Source organism: Sphingobacterium sp. UBA1897 (genome assembly GCF_002337775.1).
GTDB lineage: Bacteria > Bacteroidota > Bacteroidia > Sphingobacteriales > Sphingobacteriaceae > Sphingobacterium > Sphingobacterium siyangense.
This window is the reverse complement of record NZ_DDGR01000001.1, coordinates 100,194-123,130: the sequence shown is the minus strand read 5'-3', so window position 1 is coordinate 123,130 and position 22,937 is coordinate 100,194. Positions and strand designations below refer to the sequence as shown.

22 protein-coding genes are annotated in these 22,937 nt (G+C 38.2%); 10 read left to right on the top strand and 12 right to left on the bottom strand.

Going from position 1 to position 22,937, the window contains the following annotated elements; genetic code table 11:
• Window position 1: 1 nt before the first annotated feature.
• The gene (locus B4N43_RS00415; RefSeq protein ID WP_088160001.1) at window positions 2–994 is read left to right on the top strand and encodes a UDP-glucuronic acid decarboxylase family protein; all 993 of its coding nucleotides are present in this window, start codon (window positions 2–4) and stop codon (window positions 992–994) included.
• Entirely contained in the window at window positions 994–2,025 is a 1,032-nt protein-coding gene (galE, locus tag B4N43_RS00410; RefSeq protein ID WP_088160000.1) for a UDP-glucose 4-epimerase GalE, read from the top strand. Before B4N43_RS00415 ends, galE begins: the two co-directional genes overlap by 1 nt.
• Window positions 2,026–2,147: 122 nt before the next feature.
• On the opposite strand, the gene B4N43_RS00405 is transcribed toward galE, so the two are convergent.
• From B4N43_RS00405 to B4N43_RS00370, 8 genes are all read right to left on the bottom strand, one after another.
• Window positions 2,148–3,827: a helix-turn-helix transcriptional regulator gene (locus B4N43_RS00405; RefSeq protein ID WP_145327249.1), complete on the bottom strand. Its 1,680-nt coding sequence runs from the start codon at window positions 3,825–3,827 to the stop codon at window positions 2,148–2,150.
• A gap of 318 nt (window positions 3,828–4,145) precedes the next feature.
• Window positions 4,146–4,730 carry a 5-formyltetrahydrofolate cyclo-ligase gene (locus tag B4N43_RS00400; RefSeq protein WP_286732268.1) on the bottom strand — a complete coding sequence of 195 codons (585 nt, stop codon included), beginning with the start codon at window positions 4,728–4,730 and terminating at the stop codon, window positions 4,146–4,148.
• A 253-nt stretch (window positions 4,731–4,983) separates the two neighbouring features.
• The gene (efp, locus tag B4N43_RS00395; RefSeq protein ID WP_046674772.1) at window positions 4,984–5,544 is read right to left on the bottom strand and encodes an elongation factor P; all 561 of its coding nucleotides are present in this window, start codon (window positions 5,542–5,544) and stop codon (window positions 4,984–4,986) included.
• A 257-nt stretch (window positions 5,545–5,801) separates the two neighbouring features.
• Complete coding sequence (locus tag B4N43_RS00390) at window positions 5,802–6,431, bottom strand: ABC transporter ATP-binding protein (protein ID WP_312208582.1); 630 nt, start codon at window positions 6,429–6,431, stop codon at window positions 5,802–5,804.
• Window positions 6,432–6,448: 17 nt separating this feature from the next.
• A complete protein-coding gene (gene lpxA / locus B4N43_RS00385) occupies window positions 6,449–7,237 on the bottom strand; it encodes an acyl-ACP--UDP-N-acetylglucosamine O-acyltransferase (protein WP_075990789.1) in 789 nt (262 codons plus the stop codon).
• Between the two features lie 10 nt (window positions 7,238–7,247).
• Window positions 7,248–8,648: a bifunctional UDP-3-O-[3-hydroxymyristoyl] N-acetylglucosamine deacetylase/3-hydroxyacyl-ACP dehydratase gene (locus B4N43_RS00380; RefSeq protein ID WP_172840641.1), complete on the bottom strand. Its 1,401-nt coding sequence runs from the start codon at window positions 8,646–8,648 to the stop codon at window positions 7,248–7,250.
• Window positions 8,649–8,787: 139 nt separating this feature from the next.
• The gene (lpxD, locus tag B4N43_RS00375) at window positions 8,788–9,828 is read right to left on the bottom strand and encodes a UDP-3-O-(3-hydroxymyristoyl)glucosamine N-acyltransferase (protein ID WP_286732261.1); all 1,041 of its coding nucleotides are present in this window, start codon (window positions 9,826–9,828) and stop codon (window positions 8,788–8,790) included.
• 33 nt (window positions 9,829–9,861) lie between these two features.
• Window positions 9,862–11,112: an HD domain-containing protein gene (locus tag B4N43_RS00370; protein WP_286732259.1), complete on the bottom strand. Its 1,251-nt coding sequence runs from the start codon at window positions 11,110–11,112 to the stop codon at window positions 9,862–9,864.
• 220 nt (window positions 11,113–11,332) lie between these two features.
• Here B4N43_RS00370 and B4N43_RS00365 point away from each other — a divergent pair, with 220 nt between their 5' ends.
• From B4N43_RS00365 to B4N43_RS00355, 3 genes are read left to right on the top strand one after another with little or no spacing between them, the layout of a single operon-like run.
• Window positions 11,333–12,886: a bifunctional response regulator/alkaline phosphatase family protein gene (locus B4N43_RS00365; protein WP_075990785.1), complete on the top strand. Its 1,554-nt coding sequence runs from the start codon at window positions 11,333–11,335 to the stop codon at window positions 12,884–12,886.
• 12 nt (window positions 12,887–12,898) lie between these two features.
• A complete protein-coding gene (tsaE, locus tag B4N43_RS00360; RefSeq protein ID WP_286732256.1) occupies window positions 12,899–13,309 on the top strand; it encodes a tRNA (adenosine(37)-N6)-threonylcarbamoyltransferase complex ATPase subunit type 1 TsaE in 411 nt (136 codons plus the stop codon).
• 16 nt (window positions 13,310–13,325) lie between these two features.
• Window positions 13,326–14,372: an ABC transporter ATP-binding protein gene (locus tag B4N43_RS00355; protein ID WP_286732254.1), complete on the top strand. Its 1,047-nt coding sequence runs from the start codon at window positions 13,326–13,328 to the stop codon at window positions 14,370–14,372.
• Between the two features lie 9 nt (window positions 14,373–14,381).
• Here B4N43_RS00355 and B4N43_RS00350 read toward each other — a convergent pair whose 3' ends face one another.
• Together B4N43_RS00350 and B4N43_RS00345 are read right to left on the bottom strand one after the other, a co-directional pair.
• Window positions 14,382–15,233, bottom strand: coding sequence for an alpha/beta hydrolase (locus B4N43_RS00350; protein WP_286732252.1), 852 nt, complete (start codon window positions 15,231–15,233; stop codon window positions 14,382–14,384).
• 79 nt (window positions 15,234–15,312) lie between these two features.
• A complete protein-coding gene (locus B4N43_RS00345) occupies window positions 15,313–16,524 on the bottom strand; it encodes an alanine dehydrogenase (RefSeq protein ID WP_286732249.1) in 1,212 nt (403 codons plus the stop codon).
• 133 nt (window positions 16,525–16,657) lie between these two features.
• Between B4N43_RS00345 and B4N43_RS00340 the strand changes: the two genes are divergently transcribed.
• The 5 genes from B4N43_RS00340 (at window position 16,658) to ytxJ (ending at window position 21,278) form a co-directional block, all read left to right on the top strand.
• Complete coding sequence (locus B4N43_RS00340) at window positions 16,658–18,583, top strand: polysaccharide biosynthesis protein (RefSeq protein ID WP_286732408.1); 1,926 nt, start codon at window positions 16,658–16,660, stop codon at window positions 18,581–18,583.
• Window positions 18,584–18,661: 78 nt separating this feature from the next.
• Window positions 18,662–19,333, top strand: coding sequence for a tetratricopeptide repeat protein (locus B4N43_RS00335; RefSeq protein ID WP_088159993.1), 672 nt, complete (start codon window positions 18,662–18,664; stop codon window positions 19,331–19,333).
• An 88-nt stretch (window positions 19,334–19,421) separates the two neighbouring features.
• Complete coding sequence (gene ribH / locus B4N43_RS00330) at window positions 19,422–19,910, top strand: 6,7-dimethyl-8-ribityllumazine synthase (protein ID WP_075990779.1); 489 nt, start codon at window positions 19,422–19,424, stop codon at window positions 19,908–19,910.
• Window positions 19,911–20,197: 287 nt separating this feature from the next.
• Window positions 20,198–20,938, top strand: a complete 741-nt coding sequence (locus B4N43_RS00325) for a hypothetical protein (RefSeq protein WP_201666682.1) — start codon at window positions 20,198–20,200, stop codon at window positions 20,936–20,938.
• 1 nt (window position 20,939) lies between these two features.
• On the top strand, window positions 20,940–21,278 hold the full coding sequence (ytxJ, locus tag B4N43_RS00320) for a bacillithiol system redox-active protein YtxJ (RefSeq protein WP_198386024.1): 339 nt from the start codon (window positions 20,940–20,942) through the stop codon (window positions 21,276–21,278).
• A 121-nt stretch (window positions 21,279–21,399) separates the two neighbouring features.
• Here the strand turns inward: ytxJ and B4N43_RS00315 are convergent, their stop codons facing one another.
• Complete coding sequence (locus B4N43_RS00315; RefSeq protein ID WP_286732240.1) at window positions 21,400–22,485, bottom strand: isoaspartyl peptidase/L-asparaginase family protein; 1,086 nt, start codon at window positions 22,483–22,485, stop codon at window positions 21,400–21,402.
• On the bottom strand, window positions 22,442–22,852 hold the full coding sequence (locus B4N43_RS00310) for an RNA-binding S4 domain-containing protein (RefSeq protein ID WP_088159990.1): 411 nt from the start codon (window positions 22,850–22,852) through the stop codon (window positions 22,442–22,444). The genes B4N43_RS00315 and B4N43_RS00310 overlap by 44 nt, the downstream gene beginning before the upstream one ends.
• Window positions 22,853–22,937: the final 85 nt, after the last annotated feature.

The window sequence follows — 22,937 nt, the reverse complement described above, 5'->3', positions numbered from 1 at the left end:
AGTGGAAAATAAACATCGCAAACGGATTTTGATAACAGGAGCAGCTGGCTTCCTCGGTTCTCACCTTTGCGATCGCTTTATTGCGGAAGATTACGATGTAATTGGAATGGACAACCTGATTACCGGAGATCTACAGAATATAGCACATCTATTTAAGTTGGAAAATTTTGACTTCTATCATCACGATGTCTCAAAATTTGTGCACGTTCCCGGGCACTTGGATTATATCCTGCATTTCGCTTCGCCAGCCAGTCCCGTTGATTACCTTAAAATTCCCATACAAACATTGAAGGTAGGATCTTTGGGCACACATAATCTCTTGGGCCTAGCGCGTGCTAAACAAGCACGCATTTTGGTAGCCTCCACCTCTGAGGTATATGGCGATCCACTGGTTTCACCACAATCCGAGGACTACTGGGGCAATGTAAATCCCGTGGGACCTCGTGGTGTATACGATGAAGCGAAGCGCTTCCAAGAGGCAATAACGATGGCCTATCACAATGCACATGGTCTGGATACCCGTATTGTCAGGATATTTAACACCTTTGGTTCCAGAATGCGTCTCAATGACGGCAGAGCTATTCCCACCTTTATCGCACAAGCGATACGTGGCGAAGACATCACGATTTTTGGCGATGGTTCACAAACACGATCATTCTGTTATATTGACGACCAGGTCGAAGGCATCTTTCGCTTGTTGCATTCGGCATGTGCTACACCTATAAATATTGGTAATCCAGACGAAATCAGCTTGCTACAATTGGCCCATGAAATTGTCGAATTGACAGACAGCTCGAGTAAAATCGTCTACGAACCATTACCGGTTGATGATCCCAAACAACGGAAACCCGATATTGGCTTGGCCAAATCAAAATTAGCCTGGGAACCTCAAATAGACCGAAAAACAGGATTGAAAAAAACCATAGCATTTTACAAAAAGATCCCTTTGGATACCTTATCACATAAAGACTTTACTTACTATAATCAACAATAATGAACAAAAAAATACTAGTCACAGGAGGAACAGGTTATATCGGTTCGCACACAGTGGTCGAACTACATCAAGCAGGATATGTACCTGTCATCGTGGATGATCTGTCCAATTCAAACATCAAAATTTTGGATCAGGTTGAAAAGATCATCGGCGTTAGACCTGAATTTCACCAATTTGACCTTTGTGACACAGAACGCGTGAATGAATTTGTAAAAAACAATACCGATATCTCAGGAATTATCCATTTTGCGGCCTCTAAAGCTGTAGGTGAATCTGTACAGAAGCCTTTGAAATATTACCACAACAATTTCTTCTCGTTAATTAACTTATTAGAGGCATATCAAAATAAGCCTATTAATTTTGTCTTTTCTTCAAGCTGTACCGTATATGGTGAGCCAGACTACTTACCTGTAGACGAGAGTGCTCCCGTGAAAAAGGCAACCTCTCCTTATGGAAATACAAAACAAATTGCTGAAGAAATTCTACAGGAAACTGCTGCTGCATATGACAACTACAATATTATTGCGCTCCGTTATTTCAACCCTGTAGGTGCACATGAGTCGGCACTGATCGGTGAATTACCAAACGGTGTTCCTCAGAACCTGCTTCCTTTTATCACACAAACAGCCATTGGAAAAAGAGAAAAATTGACGGTATTTGGCTCTGATTACGACACACCGGACGGATCTTGTATCCGCGACTATATCCACGTTGTTGATTTAGCAAAAGCTCACGTTGCAGCAATCAGATTATTGGAAAAAGGCAACCCGAACGGAAAATACGATGTCTTTAATGTGGGAACAGGAAATGGATATTCTGTCCTTGAAGCGATCAAGGCTTTTGAGAAAGCTTCAGGACAAAAATTAAATTACGAATTTGGTCCACGTCGTGACGGAGATATCATCAAAGTTTACGGGGACGTCACTAAATCGGCCAATCAGTTGCATTGGAAAGCAGCACTTGGTATTGATGAAATGATGGCTTCTGCCTGGGCATGGGAAAAAAATCTGAAGGAAAATCCATTGGATTAAACAGTAGCCTCTGCTGCTACAGCAAAGCATTATACCCAGCTTAACTTTATATGACCGTCTTAAAAACGTAGACGGTCATAACTTGGCTCCCAAAGGGTCCTTCTGCCAACTGAAGGTCGACATTAAACAAACTCCTTGTCGGAAATATATTCCATGAGCATCCCGGCCTGATCTCCGAGCTTCTTTTTCAAGCGCTGCATAGATTTTTTTATCGCGTCTGGAGTAACCCCCAATACGTTGGCTACTTCCTTATTATTTAGCCCCAGTTTCATAAGCACAATTACCCTCAGATTAGATTCCGTTATATCGGGAAATCTAGATTGTATATCCTGGAGTAAATTGGGAAATTCTTTTACAATCAATAATTTAAATTCCTGCCATTTCTCTTCAGTGATGAGATGTGACTGCAACAATATTTTTAGCTCCTCGCGATCTTTTTCAACAACATTCCCTTTTTCTTCAAGCATCGCAGAAAGTACATTTATCTGTTCATTATTCCGCTTAAGATAAGCGACGTATTCTTCAACTTGGCTTTTAGAACTCACCAGTTCCCTGTCTAATTCTGCTTTTGTATACTTTAAATTAAGAAGCTGATATTCATAGTCACGTATCCGTTTTCTAGCACGGGATCGAATAGCATTATAAATAAAAAAGAATAATACCAATACCAATAAACTTAATATTAGCCATAATCGCCTCTCAGCTTGCTTTTTCTTAATAACAGCTTGTGCCAGCGATAATTTATCGGCGTACTTTTGCTTGTCGGCCATAAACTTCAATTGGGACAATACTGGATCACCATCTAAAAAACGTAATGAGTCTTGGAGACGTTCTATTCTTCTTCGTGCATTCAGCTCACGACCTATATCGTTACTTTGCATCGCCAAATTCAACTTGTGAATCTCAAGTTCAAGTATTGTCTTCTTATCATCCGAGCCCAATAAAAGAGATTCAGCTTCCGCAATCATATGACGAACATCCTTCGTTTCCTTATTCGCTATATTTAATCGAATACGCATCACTAAGGCGAAAATTGTATTTCGGTCATTCCCAAGAGATCTGGAAATCTCAAGATCTTTATCTAGGAGCGATAAAGCCTTATGGTAATCCTTCATACCTTCAAACACAGCCGCCTGATTACCTAAGATCTTCGCGTAGCGTAATGAGTCATTTTCTGAAAGTGCTAAAGTTTGAGCCAATTCAAAAATTTTCATTGCCTGCAAGGTATCACCACCACTTTTCAATGTCAGTAAACCTAAATTGTCCAAGATTTCAGCTTTCAATTTCGGTGAAATTTGTTCTTGTCGTTGCCCTAAATCCAGATATTTAATTCCAGAAGTATAATCACCTAAAGTTCCAAAAAAATAGCCAAGCTTCTTGTAAGTTTGCGTTAGGTCTAAAACAAGCTCTTTCGGTATATCTTCAAGCCCTTTCTCTCCTTCCAAGATAAAAGGTAATGCCTCAGAGGCTTTCAGGCATCGATATAGGTAAAAGCCATACATTACCTTTACCCAAATGCGTACATTTTGATAGCTATAGCCTTCTTCAAGGTCCAGCGCTTTTAAATAGTATTTATCACTAAAGTTATTTCTTGCGCCTTCGGCATTAAACGACTGATCCGCCAGTAAACAATAATAGATTGCCAAAAGTGCCTTATCATTTTTTCGTACCGCTTGGCTAAAATATGGTGCAAGATATTTGCTTAACGACAGACTAGAGGATTGATACTGCGCTGATTCTTTTATAATTGTTTCGTAAAAGTTCTTCTCCTCAATCGAGGAATTGGAATCCATTAAATCCATCCCGTAGACAACATGACAAGGTATGATTGTTAGGAAAAGAAAAAATAGAAGACATCGAAACATATCGGCACAGGCATTGAATTTCGCAATAAAAATAAAAAATAATTTTAATTAAATCATCATGAGACAAAATCAACCAACTACAAACACAGTTAAGATTTAGATCGTAATTAGACCTTACATTCTTTTATTAAAAATAAGAATAGTACATTAAATAATACGCTACTATTGTTCGCTAATTAAACAAAGAAGCCGCTTTTTAAAAAGCCTTGTGACTATTCACAAAAAGCGGTGCGATTCTTCTTCTGACCAATAGTATTACTTGTCATCAAAAAAATGATAAATATGATCTGGTGTAATAGCTTTCGTTAATTGGACATCATATTCATTTTTATCTGCAATAACATCAATTGGATTAAAAAAAGATAGTCCGACACGCTGTACACCAACTTTACAAGACGAGAAAAAACGGTCGTAAAACCCTTTTCCATAACCTACTCTATAGCCGAAAAGATCAAAAATTAACAACGGCACTATAATCATATCAATAAGCGATGAAGCTACCTTAATGCCAGAGGTTGGCTCTGGAATACCCCAGTTGTTCGTCTCAAATCGTGTATGTTCATCCAATATGAAATGTTGCATCGAGTAATCATCAAAATTAGATCGCGAAACAACGATCTTTATCTGCGGAAAAAACGCTTGAATATAATTTATTATTAAATATGTATTGGGTTCGTGGTATTTCCCTATGGGAATGAAAATATGCAAAAATTCGACCCCTGAGAGATCAAGCTTTGTAAATTGCGAAAGTAATCGTTCATTGAGCGCAGTTTCTCTCTCTAAAGACAATTGACATCGTTTAGTTTTATATTCAAGTCGTAATTCTTGTTTCGATTTCATTTGTAGAATAGTTATTCCTAAAATTTATTTCCCTTTCTTACCAAAATCCCCATTAAATTCCATCACTTATGCCAAGATCAATCAAAAATAGCATTCCTTCCAATTCAATTTTTATTTAAGCTTCAAAAGCAAATAGAAATTCTCGTTCAGAATAGAAAAACCAGGTGTTAAACGCAGTCTAGTCATAAAAAAAACGGCCTTGTAGCGAGCGCTAACAAGACCGAATAATCAACCTAAACCTAAAATCTTTCTATTATTTTACGCGCTCGATATAATTACCTGTTTGCGTATCGACTCTTACTTTCTCACCTTGATTAATGAACAACGGTACCATAATTTCAACACCAGTCTCTACAGTTGCTTTTTTCAACGCATTTGTAGAAGTATCTCCTTTTACAGCCGGTTCAGTATATGTAATTTCTAACTCAACACTTTTTGGAGCTTCTGCCATGATAGGCTCATCACTTTCAAAAGCAATAATTACAGTCATTCCCTCTTTCAAGAAACGAGCTGAATCACCGAACAAAAATTTAGGAATATTGAATTGCTCGTATGTATTGTTATCCATTACCACGAAGAAATCTCCATCCTCATACAAATACTGATAATCGCTAGTTTCTACACGTGCAATTTCTACAGATTCGTCAACTCTAAAACGGTATTCAACTAACTTACCAGTTTTAACATTACGCATTCTCGCTTGATAAAACGCACGTAAATTGCCTGGTGTACGGTGTATATATTCTTCTACGGATACTAATTCTCCATTAAATCTTAAGATATTTCCTGATTTTACCTCTGATGCCTTAGCCATTCTTTGAATTGAACTTTAAACGGTTATCTCATTATTGAGTCGTCAAAAGTACAAAAACTAATTGTGTTATTAAAATTTCATTCGCTACTTTTTTTTCTGAAAGTGTTTGTTTTTATTGGCCGGAGAGAACCTTCAGTTCACTTTCGTAGCTGTTAATGGTTATACAATCTTGATGGTTTATGGGAAATAATCATTTTTGATACAGGACAAAAAACTTTTCTCCTATTTTTAATAGGGCAGAAACAATTGTTGATCCCCTAAGACTTGAAATCGACGATAGAAATACTTTCATCGCAGAATTCATACTCTTTTTTTTGGTTGGAACAGACGATAAACAATCTAGATTCCACTTTTGTGCGCTCAATTAAACGAAGATACCATTGTTCACCCGCACTATCCAAATTACTTGTAGGCTCATCCAACAAAACCAAGGCAGATGCAGAACAACAAGCTAGCGCTAGCTTTACACGTTGACGCATGCCTGATGAAAAAAACCGGATCTCTCTGTCAAGCGCATGTTCCAATCCCAATACGTTTACAACAGTTTCTTTATCAAAAGAAGGAAGATAATTTTTAAATTTAAAATGAAAATCAATCAGCTCGTTTAAGGTAAACTCCTCGATCAGTTCAACATAAGGAGCTGCGAGAGACAGCTGCTGATATATAGTTTCCACACCTAGGACTTGGTCTCCATCCGTGTAGATCAATTCACCCGATGAGGGTGTCAAACTACTTGAAAGCACTTTTAGGAAAGTGGACTTCCCAGAACCATTATGGCCAAGGATGGCATAACTCTTGCCGGACTCGAAGGTATAGTTTATATGCCTAAAAATCCATTCATTGTTATACCTCCTACCAATATCTTTTAATGTAATTTTCAAATTCACTAGAATCGACAACGCGACTACATCGCTCTATTATTGAATCCTTTCATGATACCCCGGCCGGAGTTCCGAATAAAATCCAAAATTTCATCACGGATTTCCGTTGCCTGATATTCAGCTTCTATAATTTCTATTGCTTTAGCCAGGTTTCTGTTTTGGACAAAAAGAATTCGATAAAGATTCTGAATCTCGGCAATTTGCTCTTCCGAAAATCCTCTTCTTCTCAATCCAACAGAATTAATACCAGCATAAGAAATCGGTTCACGTGCGGCCTTAACAAAAGGAGGAATATCCTTACGCACCAATGAACCACCGGTAACAAATGCATGCGAACCAATTTTGACAAATTGGTGAACAGCAACCATTCCAGCAAGTACAACATAATCACCTACTGTAATATGTCCAGCAAGTGTACTGTTGTTCGAAAAAACACAATTATCACCTACTTCACAATCATGTGCAACATGACTATAAGCTTGGATCAAACAGTTTTTTCCAATGACCGTTTTATACCTATCCTTGGTTCCTCTATTGATTGTTACACACTCACGAATGGTTGTATTGTCTCCAATTTCAGCTGTGGTAATCTCACCATCAAATTTTAAATCTTGAGGTTCCCCAGAGATTACTGCACCGGGATATATTTTACAGTTTTTTCCAATTCGAGCTCCATCCATGATCGTCACATTTGATCCTATCCAAGTGCCTTCACCAATGACGACATCTTTATAAATGGTTACAAATGGCTCGATGACCACATTTTTAGCAATTTTTGCCTCCGGATGAATATAAGCTAATGGCTGTATCATCTATACTACTTTAGTTATTATTTACTCTTACGATCTGTGCCATAAGCTCCGCTTCACACACGATTTTCTCTCCTACCATTGCCACACCTTTCATTTTTGCGATACCTCTTCGGATCGGCTCCATCAAGTCACATCTAAAAATAACAGAATCCCCTGGAGTTACCTGCGCTTTAAAACGTGCATTTTCAATTTTAAGGAATAAGGTCAACCAATTCTCTGGATCAGGAACCGTCTTCAGTACTAAAATTCCCCCTGTTTGTGCCATAGCCTCTACTTGCAAAACACCAGGGAATAATGGTGCACCAGGAAAATGTCCCATAAATAAATCTTCGTTCATGGTAACATTCTTCAAACCCACAACATGTGTTTCTGTCAACTCAAGAATTTTATCGACCATAAGCATGGGTTGACGATGAGGTAAAATCTTCATGATTTCAACCGTATCGTATAATGCCGGCATATTGGGATCGTAAACTTTAATTTTTTTACGTGTTTTATCTTTCTTGATCTGCTCCTTTATCTTTTTTGCAAAAGCCACATTCGCTGCATGGCCTGGCCTTGCAGCCATAATATGCCCTTTCAAAGGTCTTCCGACTAGCGCTAAATCTCCAACCATGTCCAACAATTTATGTCGAGCAGGTTCATTTTGGTAACGCAATTGATTATTGTTTAATATTCCTTCCTTAGCAACTGCAACGGTTTCTTTATGAAAAAGATGCGCTAATTTTTGCAATTCCTCAGGAGAAGTCTCCTTATCCACAATAACGATTGCATTACTTAAATCACCACCTTTAATAAGGCCATGATCAACCAACATTTCCAATTCGTGTAAAAAACAAAACGTACGCGAAGAGGCTATTTCAGATTTAAAATCCTCAATCGATGTTATTGCTGCATGTTGACTTCCCAACACAGGCGAATTAAAATCGATCATACAAGTCAAACGATAACCATCCATTGGCATGCCCAGTATTTCGACTTTGCGATCTGGCTCTGCATAATGAATATTATTCGAAATCTCATAATAATCCCGATCAGCATCTTGTTCTTCAAATCCCGCTTCCTCTAACAACTTCACAAAAATAGCTGAACTACCGTCTAGAATTGGTATTTCAGGACCATCAATATCAATCAGCACATTATCAATTTGTAAACCAATTAACGATGCCATCAAATGTTCAATTGTACTCACACTTGCTCCATTCTGCGTTATTGTCGTCCCCCTGGAGGTATCCGTAACATTATCCGCATCAACCAAAATTTCTGGTTGCCCCTCTAAATCTACACGTCTGAACTTAAACCAGTGATTTTCCGGAGCGGGTTTAATAGTCATCGATACAATTTTTCCTGTATGAAGACCTACCCCCGAAATTTCAACCTCGTTTTTGATGGTTCTCTGTTTTACATTCATTTCTAATAACATATTTTTAAATCAAAACTTCTTTTGACAAAACATTTATCCTTTAAGCTATATCGATGTTCGCCATCGCCTTGCTAGGAATGATTATTTCATCACAATTAAAGAACAGTTTATTTTCAATGAAAAATAATTATTTCAATTTTTTTTCTACTAACTTTTCTAACTCTTGGATTCGTTTTTCCAACTCAGGAAGACGTGCAAAAATTACATTGGAGCGCAACTGCGGCTGGTAAGGCATCACTGGCGTACCGCCCCACTTTTTACCTTCTTCTTTAATCGATCTATTCACTCCTGATTGGGCTTGGATTTGAGATCCCTTTGCAACAACAATATGTCCAACGACACCAACCTGACCTCCTAAAACCACATGTTCTCCAATTTTTGAACTACCAGAAATACCTGTTTGCGCTGCGATTACGGTATTCTTTCCAATATCAACATTATGTGCAATTTGAATCAAATTATCCAACTTAACACCATCACGCACTATTGTAGCGCCCATTGTTGCCCTATCAATTACAGTATTGGCGCCAATCTCGACATTATCCTCCACTTGCACATAACCAATCTGAGGTACTTTTTTATATGTTCCGTCTTCTTGTGGAGCAAATCCAAATCCATCCGATCCAATCACAACACCAGAATGTACTACCACATTTTTCCCAATCTTACAATCATAATAAATCTTTACGCCTGGGTAGAGTGTTGTATTATCGCCAATCGTAACTTTATCGCCAATATAGACTTGTGGGTAGATTTTCACGTTATCTCCAATGGAAGCCCCACGCCCAATATATACGAATGCACCAATATAACCTCCTTGGCCGATCTCCGCTTCAGCATGTATAAAATGTGGTTCCTCACGTCCGCTTTTGTCAAGACGAAACTCATTATACATATTCAAAATAGTAGAGAAAGCAGCATATGCATTCTTAACCCTTATGATCGTCAATGTTGGCTTAGTTGCCTGCGTCAATTGTAAATCTTCATTAACAATTACAATCGAGGCATCAGTAGTATAAATAAAATGCTCATATTTTGGATTTGACAAAAAAGAAAGATCGCCTTTTTTACCTTCCTCAATTTTGGCAAGGTTACCTACAGTAACTTCTGGATTTCCTTCAATCCGTCCTTCTAATAATGTCCCTATTTGTTGAGCAGTAAATTGCATGGTACAAATCTATGTTTTTTTATTAAAAAATAACTACTTGATGGAAGTAATTGCAACATATCCCACCTCTTTTGGATAACATAAGGCGTATTTAGCTACATTTTTCGACAGTGCTTCCAAATTACCTAGATCAGAAGCCTCCGTTATATCGACGAGCTCGCCCGATTTCAATAGTATTTTAATTTGATCCCTGGAAGAATTATAGGCCCGGTTTTGAATTTCTTGCATAAATACATAATAATGAATATCCTCTTGAGCCACCCCCATCTCAGCTTGTACTTTCGCCTTTACTAAATCAACATATTCTGGCAAGAATGGCTTATCACTCATGACAGATCGATATAGATTACGTTTCATAACACGTTGGCACATTGTACTTAAAATAGGATCCTCATGACGTTCCCATGTTTTTATGGCAGACATAATATCCGTATCATCTAAACGAGTAAACCAATCCAAATGTAACGGGTCATCCAAAAAGTTAGTTTTGTTGACCTGCTGGCTTAAAAACCAATGAAACGCCGGAGTAGAAAAGAGCTTATGGCCAGCAGCCGTCAAATATTTTGCCCGCTGCAGAATTTTAATCAATAACTGTTCCGCACCGATAACGGTCTTGTGTAAATAGACTTGCCAATACATCAACCGCCGCGCAATCAGAAATTTCTCTACAGAATAAAGCGCTTTATACTCCACCACTATTTCGTCCTCCACCACATTGAGCATTTTTATAATACGGTCAAAAGAGATGACGCCTTCCGATACGCCTGTAAAAAAACTATCTCTATTGAGGTAGTCCATTCGATCAACATCCAATTGGCTCGACACCAATTGATGAAGAAATTTACGTTCGTATTTATTATTAAAGATTGTAATTGCAAGACTTAGTCTTCCACCCAGATCATTGTTGATTCGATCCATTAAAAGGGAAGACAATAGCTCATGAGAAACACCTTCAATCAAACTATGCTCCAAAGAATGTGAAAAAGGGCCGTGACCAATATCATGCAGCAATATTGCCGACAGAACAGCCTCCTCTTCATCCGCTGAAATTATAACACCTTTACTCCTCAAAGTTTCCAATGCCATCGACATCAAATGCATCGCTCCTATGGCGTGCTGAAAACGAGTATGCAAAGCTCCGGGATAGACGAGATGTGTCATGCTCACCTGCTTAATATAGCGGAGCCTTTGGAAATAAGGATGTTGCACTAGGTCAAAGACCAATCCTGTAGGAATAGCGACAAATCCATATACCGGATCATTAATAATTTTATTTTTGTTCAATGTGGAGACAAATTAATACGATCATCAACACTATAATTATGAAACCGAGCCCTTTAATCATGAACTCCTGGTTAACACTAGTATAAACTTAAAACAAAGATAGTTAGTTCATCGTTAATAAATGTTAAAAATAAAATCTGAAGCACGATATTTGCTTATGTTAGCATGAGATCGAAAATCCGATCCTCCCCTCTACTACTAATAGACATATAATAACAAGATGCAAAAAACACATATTCTTTGGGCTGACGATGAAATTGACTTTCTAAAACCACACATTTTATTTTTAGAAAGCAAAGGTTACAAAGTTGACACAGTCAACAATGGAAATGATGCCGTTGAAGCCTTTAAAAATGGTTTTTTCCACCTCGTTTTCTTAGACGAAAATATGCCTGGGCTAACCGGGCTCGAAACACTTGCTATACTCAAATCGATCAACCCTACTGTCCCCGTTGTTCTGGTCACAAAAAATGAAGAAGAACATGTCATGGAAGATGCCATCGGCTCCAAAATAGATGATTATCTTATCAAGCCGGTCAACCCCAAGCAGATCTTGATGACAATAAAAAAATTAACGGAAAACAAACGTCTTGTCAATGAGAAAACATCCATGGCTTATCAACAAGACTTCCGCAATTTGGGGATGATCCTGAATGACAATCTGGATTTCAACCAATGGTCAGAAGTTTACAAAAAACTTGTCTACTGGGAATTGTCCCTCGAAAAGCTTGAAGATAACAATATGCATGAAATTCTGACGATGCAAAAATCCGAAGCAAACATGCAATTCTCCAAATTTATAGAAAACAACTATATCCAGTGGATTAATCGCCCCGAAAACGCGCCCATTCTATCACACCAGCTATTTAAGAAGAAGGTATTTCCGACCATAGAAGATGATATACCGACATTTTTCTTTTTAATAGACAATTTGCGTTTCGATCAATGGAAAATTATCAATGAGGTAATCACCGACTATTTTAGACTTGAGGAGGAGATAAACTATTACAGTATTTTACCAACAGCAACACAATATGCTAGAAATGCCATCTTTAGTGGATTAACTCCACTGGAAATGGAAAAACGCTTCCCGAAATTATGGCAAAACGATGAAGATGAAGGCGGCAAGAATTTATATGAGGATAAATTTTTGGAAGATCAGATCAAGCGACTTTATCGCAAGTCCATAAAACATTCCTACACGAAAATTTTGACCCTGGAACAAGGAAAAGACGTATTAGACAATCTCGGCAATTTGATGCACAATCAACTGAATGTATTGGTGTATAACTTTGTTGACATGCTTTCGCACGCACGTACGGACAGCTCTATGATTCGTGAATTAGCAAACGATGAAGCGGCTTATCGCTCCCTCACTTTGTCATGGTTTGAACACTCACCTCTATTGGAGGCTTTAAAATGGCTCTCACAAAAGAAAGTTCGTGTGATTATTACAACCGACCATGGCACGATCCGTGTAAAAAAGCCAAGTAAAATTGTTGGTGATCGAAATACAAATACAAATTTGAGATATAAGCAAGGGAAAAATCTGAACTATATTGACAAAGATGTTTTTGCTATCAAAAATCCCCACGAGGCACAGTTGCCTAAACTTCATGTTAGTTCAACATACGTCTTTGCCAAAGAAGATTCGTATTTTGTTTACCCCAACAACTACAATCAATTTGTCAATTACTTTAATGGAACATTCCAACATGGTGGAATCTCTTTGGAAGAAATGATTATCCCCTTTGCGACATACTTACCGAAATAGTAATTTTGCAACATGGAAATTATTGTAAATACGACAGCAGATCTATCTCAAGCGGCTCAGACACTTTTAAATAGTTTTCCAAAGGACCGGATTTTTCTATTATATGGTTCAATGGGAGCAGGAAAAACAACTTTTGTAAAATACCTGTGTAAACAATTAAATGTACAAGATAGTACATCTAGTCCAACATTCTCCATTGTTAATGAATATGAGTCTCCCGCAGGCCCCATATATCACTTTGATTTTTACCGCATTAAAGATGAGCAGGAGGCATTCGATTTTGGCTATGAGGAATATTTCTATTCAGGTGCATATTGCTTTGTTGAATGGCCGGAGAAAATCCCCAATTTACTTCCTGAAGAAGCAAAAGAGATACATATTAGCATCATAGATGCAACAACACGTAAAATTTCTATTCGTTAACTACCTTTTCTCTACTATGGCTCATTTATCATCTTGTCAATATATTCCATCTGATATCCATGTTCCCGGACTAGCGGCTATACACGCCGAGCACCTTAGCTTTTCCTTTCATGAGAACAATATGCAGTTTGCTGTTGAAAATAGTTCTTTCGATATCGATGAAGGAAAAATAACAGCAATCATTGGTGAATCTGGCAGTGGAAAAAGTACATTACTGCGACTTATCTACGGTCTTTTGGAACCAACTGGGGGCATTGTGCGCTATAAAGGTTGGCAGGTTCCAACGCGCAAGGACAAGCTAATCCCCGGACATGATGCCATGAAATTAGTCTCGCAAGGCTTTGACGATTTGAATACTTATGCCAATGTATGGGATAATGTTGCATCGCAGTTGCCAAACACAGATATCAAACGCAAACAAGACAAAACTGCGGAAATATTACAACGTCTACGGATAGATCACCTCGCTAAAAAAAGAGTAGCAGACATCAGTGGCGGAGAAAAACAACGTGTCGCCATCTGTCGTGCTTTGATCAACGAGCCTGAAGTTTTACTAATGGATGAACCCTTCAATCAGGTTGATGCCTCTTTTAGGGATACCTTGCAACAGGACATAAAAGATATTGTTAAAGAAACTGGGCTGACCGTCATTTTAGTTTCACACGATCCTACGGAAGTACTTGCTTTAGCAGATAACCTCATCGTGATGAAATCTGGTAAAATCCTAGATCAAAACAATCCACATGTATTGTATAGCAATCCATCGCACCCTTACACGGCGCAATTACTGGCAAAAAGCAATATATTACAAGTTGAGCAAGCTCAAAATTTAGGCATAACAAGCGAAAAACCAGTCGCGATACATCAAGAATGGATTTCAATAAGTCCTTCTGAGCAGTCTACTTTTTTTGTAAAAGATGTGCGATTCAGAGGTTTTTATTATGAAATCGTAGTCAGTAATAATGAGATTAACTTACATGCGATTATAACATCGCAAATAATTCCACAAAAACTACAGGCTGTCGATCTAACAATATCTCACTGGATATCTTTTGACCATTAATTGTATATCCTAGTTTTGTGTGTCTAGCCAAGATAAAAATGCGTCAAACCATAACTTGTCTGAGGTTTTGTTAATTAACCCAAAGCCGTGCCCCCCTTGCTCAAAGGTATAAAGCTTGTTGGGCACTTTTGACTTGTCCAAAGCTGCCATCATTCTATAGCTATTTTCTATTGGCACAGCCATATCGTCTTTGGCATGCACAAAGAAAACCGGACAAACCTCAGAAGATACCTGCAAATTGGAAGAAAACAGTTTGATTTGGTCTTCCGAAGGGTTTTCTCCAATGAGATTTATACGCGAACCTTTATGTGTTATATCATTTTCCATAGAGATTACCGGATAAATCAATCCTGCAAAATCAGGTCTTAGGGATACATGGGAAGGATTCGCTATATAGTCTTTCTTAAACTTCGTAATTAAAGTGGAAGCCAGGTGCCCGCCAGCGGAAAATCCTATAACCCCAACCTTTCGAACTCCGGGGTGCAACGTTCGGATCAATTGCATCGCCCGCTGGGCATCTTGAAGAGGTCCTATTGATTTGTCACGCATGATATTTGGTGAAGGCAATCGGTATTGTAAAACAAATGCCGAATAGCCATTTTTTATCAGCTCTTTTGCAACGGCATGCCCCTCATGATCCATTGCTATATGAGAATACCCTCCTCCCGGAATAACCAGTACGGCAATATTTTTATCTATACTTTTATCTGCCATATATGCAAATAACTTTGGTACATTCTTTTCTAAATTTACCTGCTCTTTATCAGTCGCATTTGGAATGGAATCTGCATAAAGGTTGATTGTTTCCTGCGCCTTAACGAGAGAAATCAACGAACATAAAATCATAAAAATTCTTTTCATTAAAATGATATTTTAAAAGATAGCTCCAGACTACATATACTAGAAAAAACGAATCAAATATGAGCTGGATATCCATGGTTTATAAGGAAGAAACAACTAAAAGATCTAAATCTTTCGCCGTCATATTAAATCTTGAGGCCATGTCAACATTTGTAAGGTTTCCTTGGTACAAATAAATTGAACTCCGAATACCGGGATTCTTCCAAATTGCATTTTTCAGTCCCCCGAGTTCAGCAAAATCAAGCAAAATAGAAGTGAAGATATTGCTCATTGCATAGGTAGCTGTTCGCGCTACCCGAGACGCTATATTGGGAACACAATAGTGAATAACATCAAATTTACGAAAGATAGGTTTATCGTGAGAGGTCACCTCCGATGTTTCAAAATTGCCTCCTTGATCAATGCTTACATCTATAATAACGGAATTGGGTTTCATTTTAGAAACGGTTTCTTCCGAAATCACACAAGCCGAACGTCCATTACGCGCTCGCAAGGCGCCAATAACTACATCCGAACTGATCACGGCCTTGTTTAAAATAATAGGTTGTATAACGGAAGTGAAAACACGGCTACCAAGATTGTTTTGCAGTCGTCTAAGTTTATAAATCGAATTATCAAAAACCTTTACCTGTGCACCTAACGCCAAAGCCGTTCGGGCAGCTTGTTCACCTACCGTACCCGCACCTATAATAACGACTTCTGTGGAAGCTACGCCTGTCACACCACCGAGCATCAGTCCCTTCCCTCCAAATGCATTGCTCAGATACTCTCCCGCAATTAAGGTTGCCGTTGCCCCCACGATTTCGCTCATCGCACGCACCACTGCTAGGCAACCGCCCTCATCTCTTAAATATTCGTAAGAAATTGCAGTGATTTTTTTATGCATTAACGCCTTTAGTACCTCCAGGTTCATGAGTGAAGGTTGTTGAGACGATAACAACAGCTGCCTTTCTTTCATCAATTTCACTTCACTAAGGATAGGGCTACCAACTTTAATGATCAGATCTGCTTGGTACACCTCTTCCCGAGATGAAACGATACGAGCCCCCTGTTCACTATAATGATGATCTAAAAAATTGGCTCCAGCACCCGCTCCAGCCTCAATGATAACTTCGTGTCCATTTTCTACCAATAATGCAACCGCTAATGGCGTCAAGCAGATCCGCTTTTCCTGAAGCGAGATTTCCTTTGGAATGCCTATAAATAAACTCTTTGCATTCTTTTTCTTCTCAAACAGCATCTCTTTTGGAGAAATCATAGCCTGACTCGCAAGCTTTCCTAACTCATTCATCTTGTAAAATTGATAGTTAGCTAAAATTACAATAAAAAATCAATCTTATCAAACGAAGATAAATTTGGTTTGGCACGGCTTTGGAATGAAACAAATTTATCTACATTTGTTTAAATTAATCAGATATAGTACCATGCTCAGTAAAGTCAATATAGTGCCACGATGGATCATTTTTTTATTGGACATCTTTAGTGTTTCCATCGCTTATCTCTTCGCAAATGTTATTTACTATGATTTTAACTTCGATTTTCTGCTCGACATTGATTTTAGCATTCGTTACATTTTATTTATAGCCATATGTTCTTTATCATTCTATCTCTTCAAGATGTATACTGGTATAGTTCGTTACACGAGCGCTATCGATTCAATACGTATATTATCAACAATAACATTTAGTGTTTTCGTTCTCCTGGTTATAAAATTAGTGATCCAGGCAAACGAGATAGAGCGAAACATTCCAACTGCACTCATTATCTTCTTTGCACTCTTCTCCTTTCTTATTTTGACCGTCTATAGAACGATTATCAAAATTTTCTTTCTATACACCAAAAAAGTCAGCGGCTCCAGAAAAAAGACACTGATCTATGGTGCCGGTGATTTGGGGATTGCTGTAAAAAGAACCTTAGACCATGATGTACGATCCAAAAATGCTATTGTTGGATTCTTAGATGATAATGAACAAAAAATCAACAAGGTAATTGATGGGACCAAAATATATTCCTCGCAGAAGTTCAGCCATCTGATCAATACATTGAATGTTGAGGAGGTTATCATCGCTTCGCACAACATTCCTTCGGACCGTAAAAATGAAATTACAGATGTTGCGCTCGAAAAAAATGTCAACATATTAACGCTCCCTCCTGTTAAAAAGATCATGAATGGTGATCTTAATCCCAATCAGATCCAAAAAATAAAAATTGAAGATTTACTAGAACGGGAGCCGATTAAGATTAACGACGATCACATCCTAAGCCAAACGAAAGGTAAAAGAATCTTAGTTACTGGGGCAGCAGGCTCCATAGGTAGTGAGATTGCATCCCAATTGGGAAAATACGAGCCCCAAATGATTATCCTTTGTGACCAGGCGGAGTCTCCGTTACATAATCTCCAACTTGACCTTCAAGATGAATTTCCAAATCAAGTTTATCATACTTATATAGCAGACGTCCGAAGTACAAAAAGGATGCAATTACTTTTTGATACTTTCAAGCCGCATTATGTATATCATGCGGCAGCATACAAACATGTGCCAATGATGGAAAACCATCCTTTGGAAGCAGTACAGACCAATGTCATGGGTACTAAGAATCTAGCTGATTTAGCCGTGGAATTTCAAGTTGAAAAATTTGTTTTTGTCTCTACCGATAAAGCTGTCAACCCCACTAATATCATGGGAGCGACAAAGCGTATCGCAGAAATCTATGTACAATCGTTAAACAATCATTTGGAAAACTCCTTAGGGGCAACTGTGCACACCAAATTTATCACAACCCGCTTTGGCAATGTCTTAGGCTCCAATGGATCAGTTATCCCTCGATTCAGAGACCAGATTCAAAAAGGTGGCCCTGTAACAGTTACTCATCCAGAAATTACGCGGTATTTTATGACCATTCCCGAAGCATGTCGTCTAGTTCTTGAAGCTGGAACAATGGGACAAGGTGGCGAAATTTTTGTATTTGATATGGGTAAATCTGTAAAAATAGTTGAGTTAGCTAAAAAAATGATTCGTCTTTCAGGATTTAAACCGAATGAAGATATTGAAATAAAATTCACTGGATTAAGACCTGGTGAAAAACTGTATGAGGAATTGCTGAATGATTTAGAGAATACCTTACCGACTCACCACGAAAAAATCATGATCGCCAAAGTCAGAGAAAATAATTATGATATCGTGTGTATGAAAATTGGCGAATTGCAACAGCGTTTAGCGACACAAAACAAAAACGAAGTTGTCTATCAAATGAAAATTATTGTACCTGAATTCAAAAGTAAAAATTCCATCTACGAACAGCTAGACAAGGAAATTGAACTATCGAATGAGTCGGAAAACCAAAGTTAATTCACTTTAAAATTTGCAAAACACTTGCAAATTTGCTCGAAAAGTGTATTTTTGCAATCCATATTTTACTGATTAGTAATGTCTAAAAACACAAATAATACAAATCAAGGTTTCAAACCTTCAAAAGGATCTTTTTTTCAAGATAACCAAAAAAGTGTAGTGTTCATTTTAGGTGGTATCGTTGTATTGATCTTACTTTATTTTGGATATCAAAAGCTGTATCTAGATCCAAGAGCAGAAGAAGCTTCGAACCGTATGTACAAAGCAGAACAGCTTGCTACAATTGATTCTTTACAAAGTAAAGCAATCATGGGCGATGGTGCGTTTCTTGGATTTAAACAAATTGCGGACGAGTATTCCAATACAAAATCTGCAAATATTGCAAACGCCTATTTAGGAGGTTTATATTTGCGGCAAGGTAAATTCGATGAAGCTGCGAAAGCGCTTGAAAAATATGCTCCAACAGGAAGCCAAATTCTAGACCCACTCGTAATTGGTTTAACAGGTGATGCTTTTTCAGAGTTAAAAGACTACAAAAAAGCCGCTGATTACTACAAGCAAGCTTCTGAAAAATCAAGCAACTCGTATACAACTCCACTCTTTTTGAAAAAACTAGGACTTGTATATGAAGCACAAAATGACTATAAAAGTGCAGAGACTGCTTACAAGAAGATTAAAACAGATTTTCCAGAGAGCCAAGAAGCTTCAACAATTGATGGTTTATTGGGGCGTGTACAAGCACATTTATAAGAGAATAATTATAAAAATATAATAAAAAGAGGCTATTTGATAGCCTCTTTTTTTGTGACCATCTAAAATCACTATCTTTGTTGCTATTATGGCAAGTAGCATTAAAAATTTATCCGACTTTTCGCACATCCAGGTTGCGGATGCAAGTCCATTCAAATTTGCAATCGTTGTTGCACAATGGAATGCAGAAATTACAGGTGCATTATTGAATGGTGCAATAAAGGGCTTGGAAGAGCATGGCGCTAAGGAAAACAATATCCAAGTCATAGAGGTTCCTGGAAGTTTCGAGTTAATTTCAGGAGCAGACCTCGCATTCAGAAATCAGGGTTTTGACGCTGTTATCTGTTTAGGTTGCGTCATTCAGGGTGAGACCAGACACTTCGATTTTATCTGCGATGCAGTTGCAAATGGCATTGCCAATGTAGGGCTCAAATATAATAAACCAGCTGTTTTTGGCGTATTAACAACTGACAACCTTCAGCAAGCATTGGATCGTGCCGGAGGGAAACATGGTAATAAAGGTGAAGAAGCTGCTATTACAGCAATACAAATGGCTCATATTGCCAAAAAATTCTAGTTTGGTATTAATTTTGCCTACCATTCAATGATGAAAAGTATTACTGAGCACGACTTATTACTCAGGCACTTATATTTTAAACAAATCGATTAATAAAATATTCAGTTATCTTATTAATCGATTTTTATTTTTTCACTAGAATAAATTGTTATTGAATTGTCTTGATTGTAGTGTAAATCGGTTATACAACAGTCGGTAGTTTTATAGACAATGACGCAATGATGAAGTTTCATGGGATCAATTTTGGTACGAATTACTTGATGATTGTTTCTTTAAAAAATAGGATTATGAAAACATTATCGAATGTACTCTTGGTCGTTATACTGACGTTATTTTGTCAGTTGGATCTAGTGGCACAAGACGATAGTCTAAACAAGCAGATTTGGCAAAGTATCGGTGGCCAGGAAAAATGGGATTCTTTGCAGTTTTTGGCTTTCTCAGCAAAGGGAAATACCATCTCAGACCAGTTGTCAAACGACGAACGAAAGTTCCTGTTCAATAGAACAACTGGAGCATGTCGATTTGATGGCTATAAGGGAACGGATCAGGTGACCTACCTGTTTAATTTTAAAAACCCAGGGTCAGACAAACTCTTTATTGGAGGAAATTTATCTACAGATGGGCCAGAGCTCAAGAAATCAATTAAAAATCAGCTATTTTCGGATCTCAATCTACTACTTTTGCCTACCTTGATCGGACAGAAGAATGTGCAGCTGAAAAGCCAGAAGGAAAGTTTCAGTGCTGGACAGAAATTAACGATAGCAAATATCAGCTCGTCAGGCCCTATCTTTGGTTCAAAGATTGATGGTTTGCTTTATATTGATCAAAATACTGGTGAGATTGTGCGTTACGAATACACAGATAAAGGCGAAAAAAACACTTATGAAGTGAGCAAATATAAGGAGATTGGCGACGGGATACGTTTACCCAGTTTCTTCAATTCCACAAGCAATGACCAAAAGAGTTGTATATTCTCCTCTATTTCATCTTTTGTACAGGTAGAACAGAAAAAATTTACAGAACTATAATATGATTAATTGGATAGAATTAAATACAGAAGAACAGCTACAGGAGCTTTATCAATCCGATAAAGTTGCGGCCATCTTTAAACATAGCACGACTTGTGGTATTAGCAATATGGCTAAGCGTAGTCTTGAGCGTATGTCTGCTACTTCAGACCATGATTATGCGATTTATCTTTTAGACCTTTTGCGTTACCGCCCACTATCGAATGAGATTGCCCAACGTTGGAATGTAGAACATCAATCACCTCAAATACTGATTGTTGAAGGAAAAGACAGTTTATATGACGCTTCACATGGTGATATCCAATTTGATGAGATAGAACAATACCTAACGGCAATTTGACATAATAGGCCATAAAAGCTGTTCAATAAAAATAGTTAGCATAAAATATCCCAAGCGATCTTCAACATGTAGTGTATTGATCACTTGGGATATTTTATGAAGCTAAAAACAGCTGAATTGGCTATTTATAAATTTCTACTGTTATTTTACCGTCTTTAGTCACCGTACCCCGATACATGCCGGCGGTATTAAAAGGCATAGCAACATGTCCATTTTTATCTAATGCTATCATGCCGCCATTACCGCCCATTTCACCAATCCGATCGATTACTTGCCTGCTCGCTTGATCAACACGTTCACCTTTATATTCCATTAAAGCCGACACCGAATATGCAGCCACGGTGCGGATATAATATTCACCCCATCCAGTACAGGAAACAGCACAGGTATTATTGTTCGCATACGTTCCAGCACCAATAATTGGTGAATCTCCGACCCGCCCAAACTTCTTGTTTGTCATCCCTCCTGTAGACGTACCCGCTGCCAAGTTACCTGCTTTATCTAAGGCAACACATCCTACTGTACCAAATTTAGCGTCTTTATTGATGATGCCTAAACGTGAGCTTTGTTTTTGATCGTGATCTAGTTGTGTTCGTGTACTGTCATCCTTGCTCACTTTCTGCAAAGCCTCCCAACGTGCTTCCGTCCAAAAATAAGAAGGATCTACGATGGTCAATCCCACTTGCTTCGCAAACTCTTCGGCACCTTTACCCACCATCATAACATGCTCAGATTTTTCCATCACCGCCTTGGCTGCCGAGATTGGATTTTTGATCGTCGTCACTCCTGCAACGGCGCCTGCTGCCAAGGATTTACCTTCCATGATGGAGGCATCCAGTTCGTTGCGTCCATCATGTGTAAAGACCGCTCCTTTCCCTGCATTAAACAAGGGTGAGTCTTCCATAACATGGATAGCAGATTCGACGGCTTCCAAACTGGATTTACCTTCTTGCAACTTTTGATAGCCCATACGAAGCGCTTGCTCCAAGACGATCCTATAAGCTTGCTCCATCGAATCTGTCATATTCTTTTTCAAGATCGTCCCCGCTCCACCATGGATCGCCAAAACAAATTCTCCCTCCGTCATGGCCACAGGTTTTTTATACGATTTACAGGAAATTGCCAACAGGCTTCCCACAATTATCATGGCGCATATCTTGAGGTTATTCATCTTCCTTCTCCCACCATTCTGAAGATTGTAAATCATCTATCTCACGACGGTCTTTTTTCGTAGGGCGCCCTGTACCGCGGTCGCGTTTCAGGACAGGAGCATGAAATACGGATTTAAACCCTACAGTTTCTTCAACAGGTGTTTGATCCTCGTAGAATTGAACAGCAGTCTTGGCGTCAACACGACGTTCCAAAAGACCTGTCACCATCACCACTTTTTTCTCAATTCCCTTTTGGACATGGTATACATCTCCGATCTTAACTTCATAAGAGGGTTTTATATTTTGGCCTTTTAGTTTCACCCGACCTGCCTTACAGGCCTCTGTTGCCAAAGTTCTTGTCTTAAATAAGCGAATTGACCACAAATATTTATCAATTCTCAATTTTTCTGATGTTCCAGCCATAATACAAAAATAATTATATTTTTAGAACCATTATAACCAAAAGCAATTATGGAAAATTCCTATTAAACTGAGTACAATTATTAAA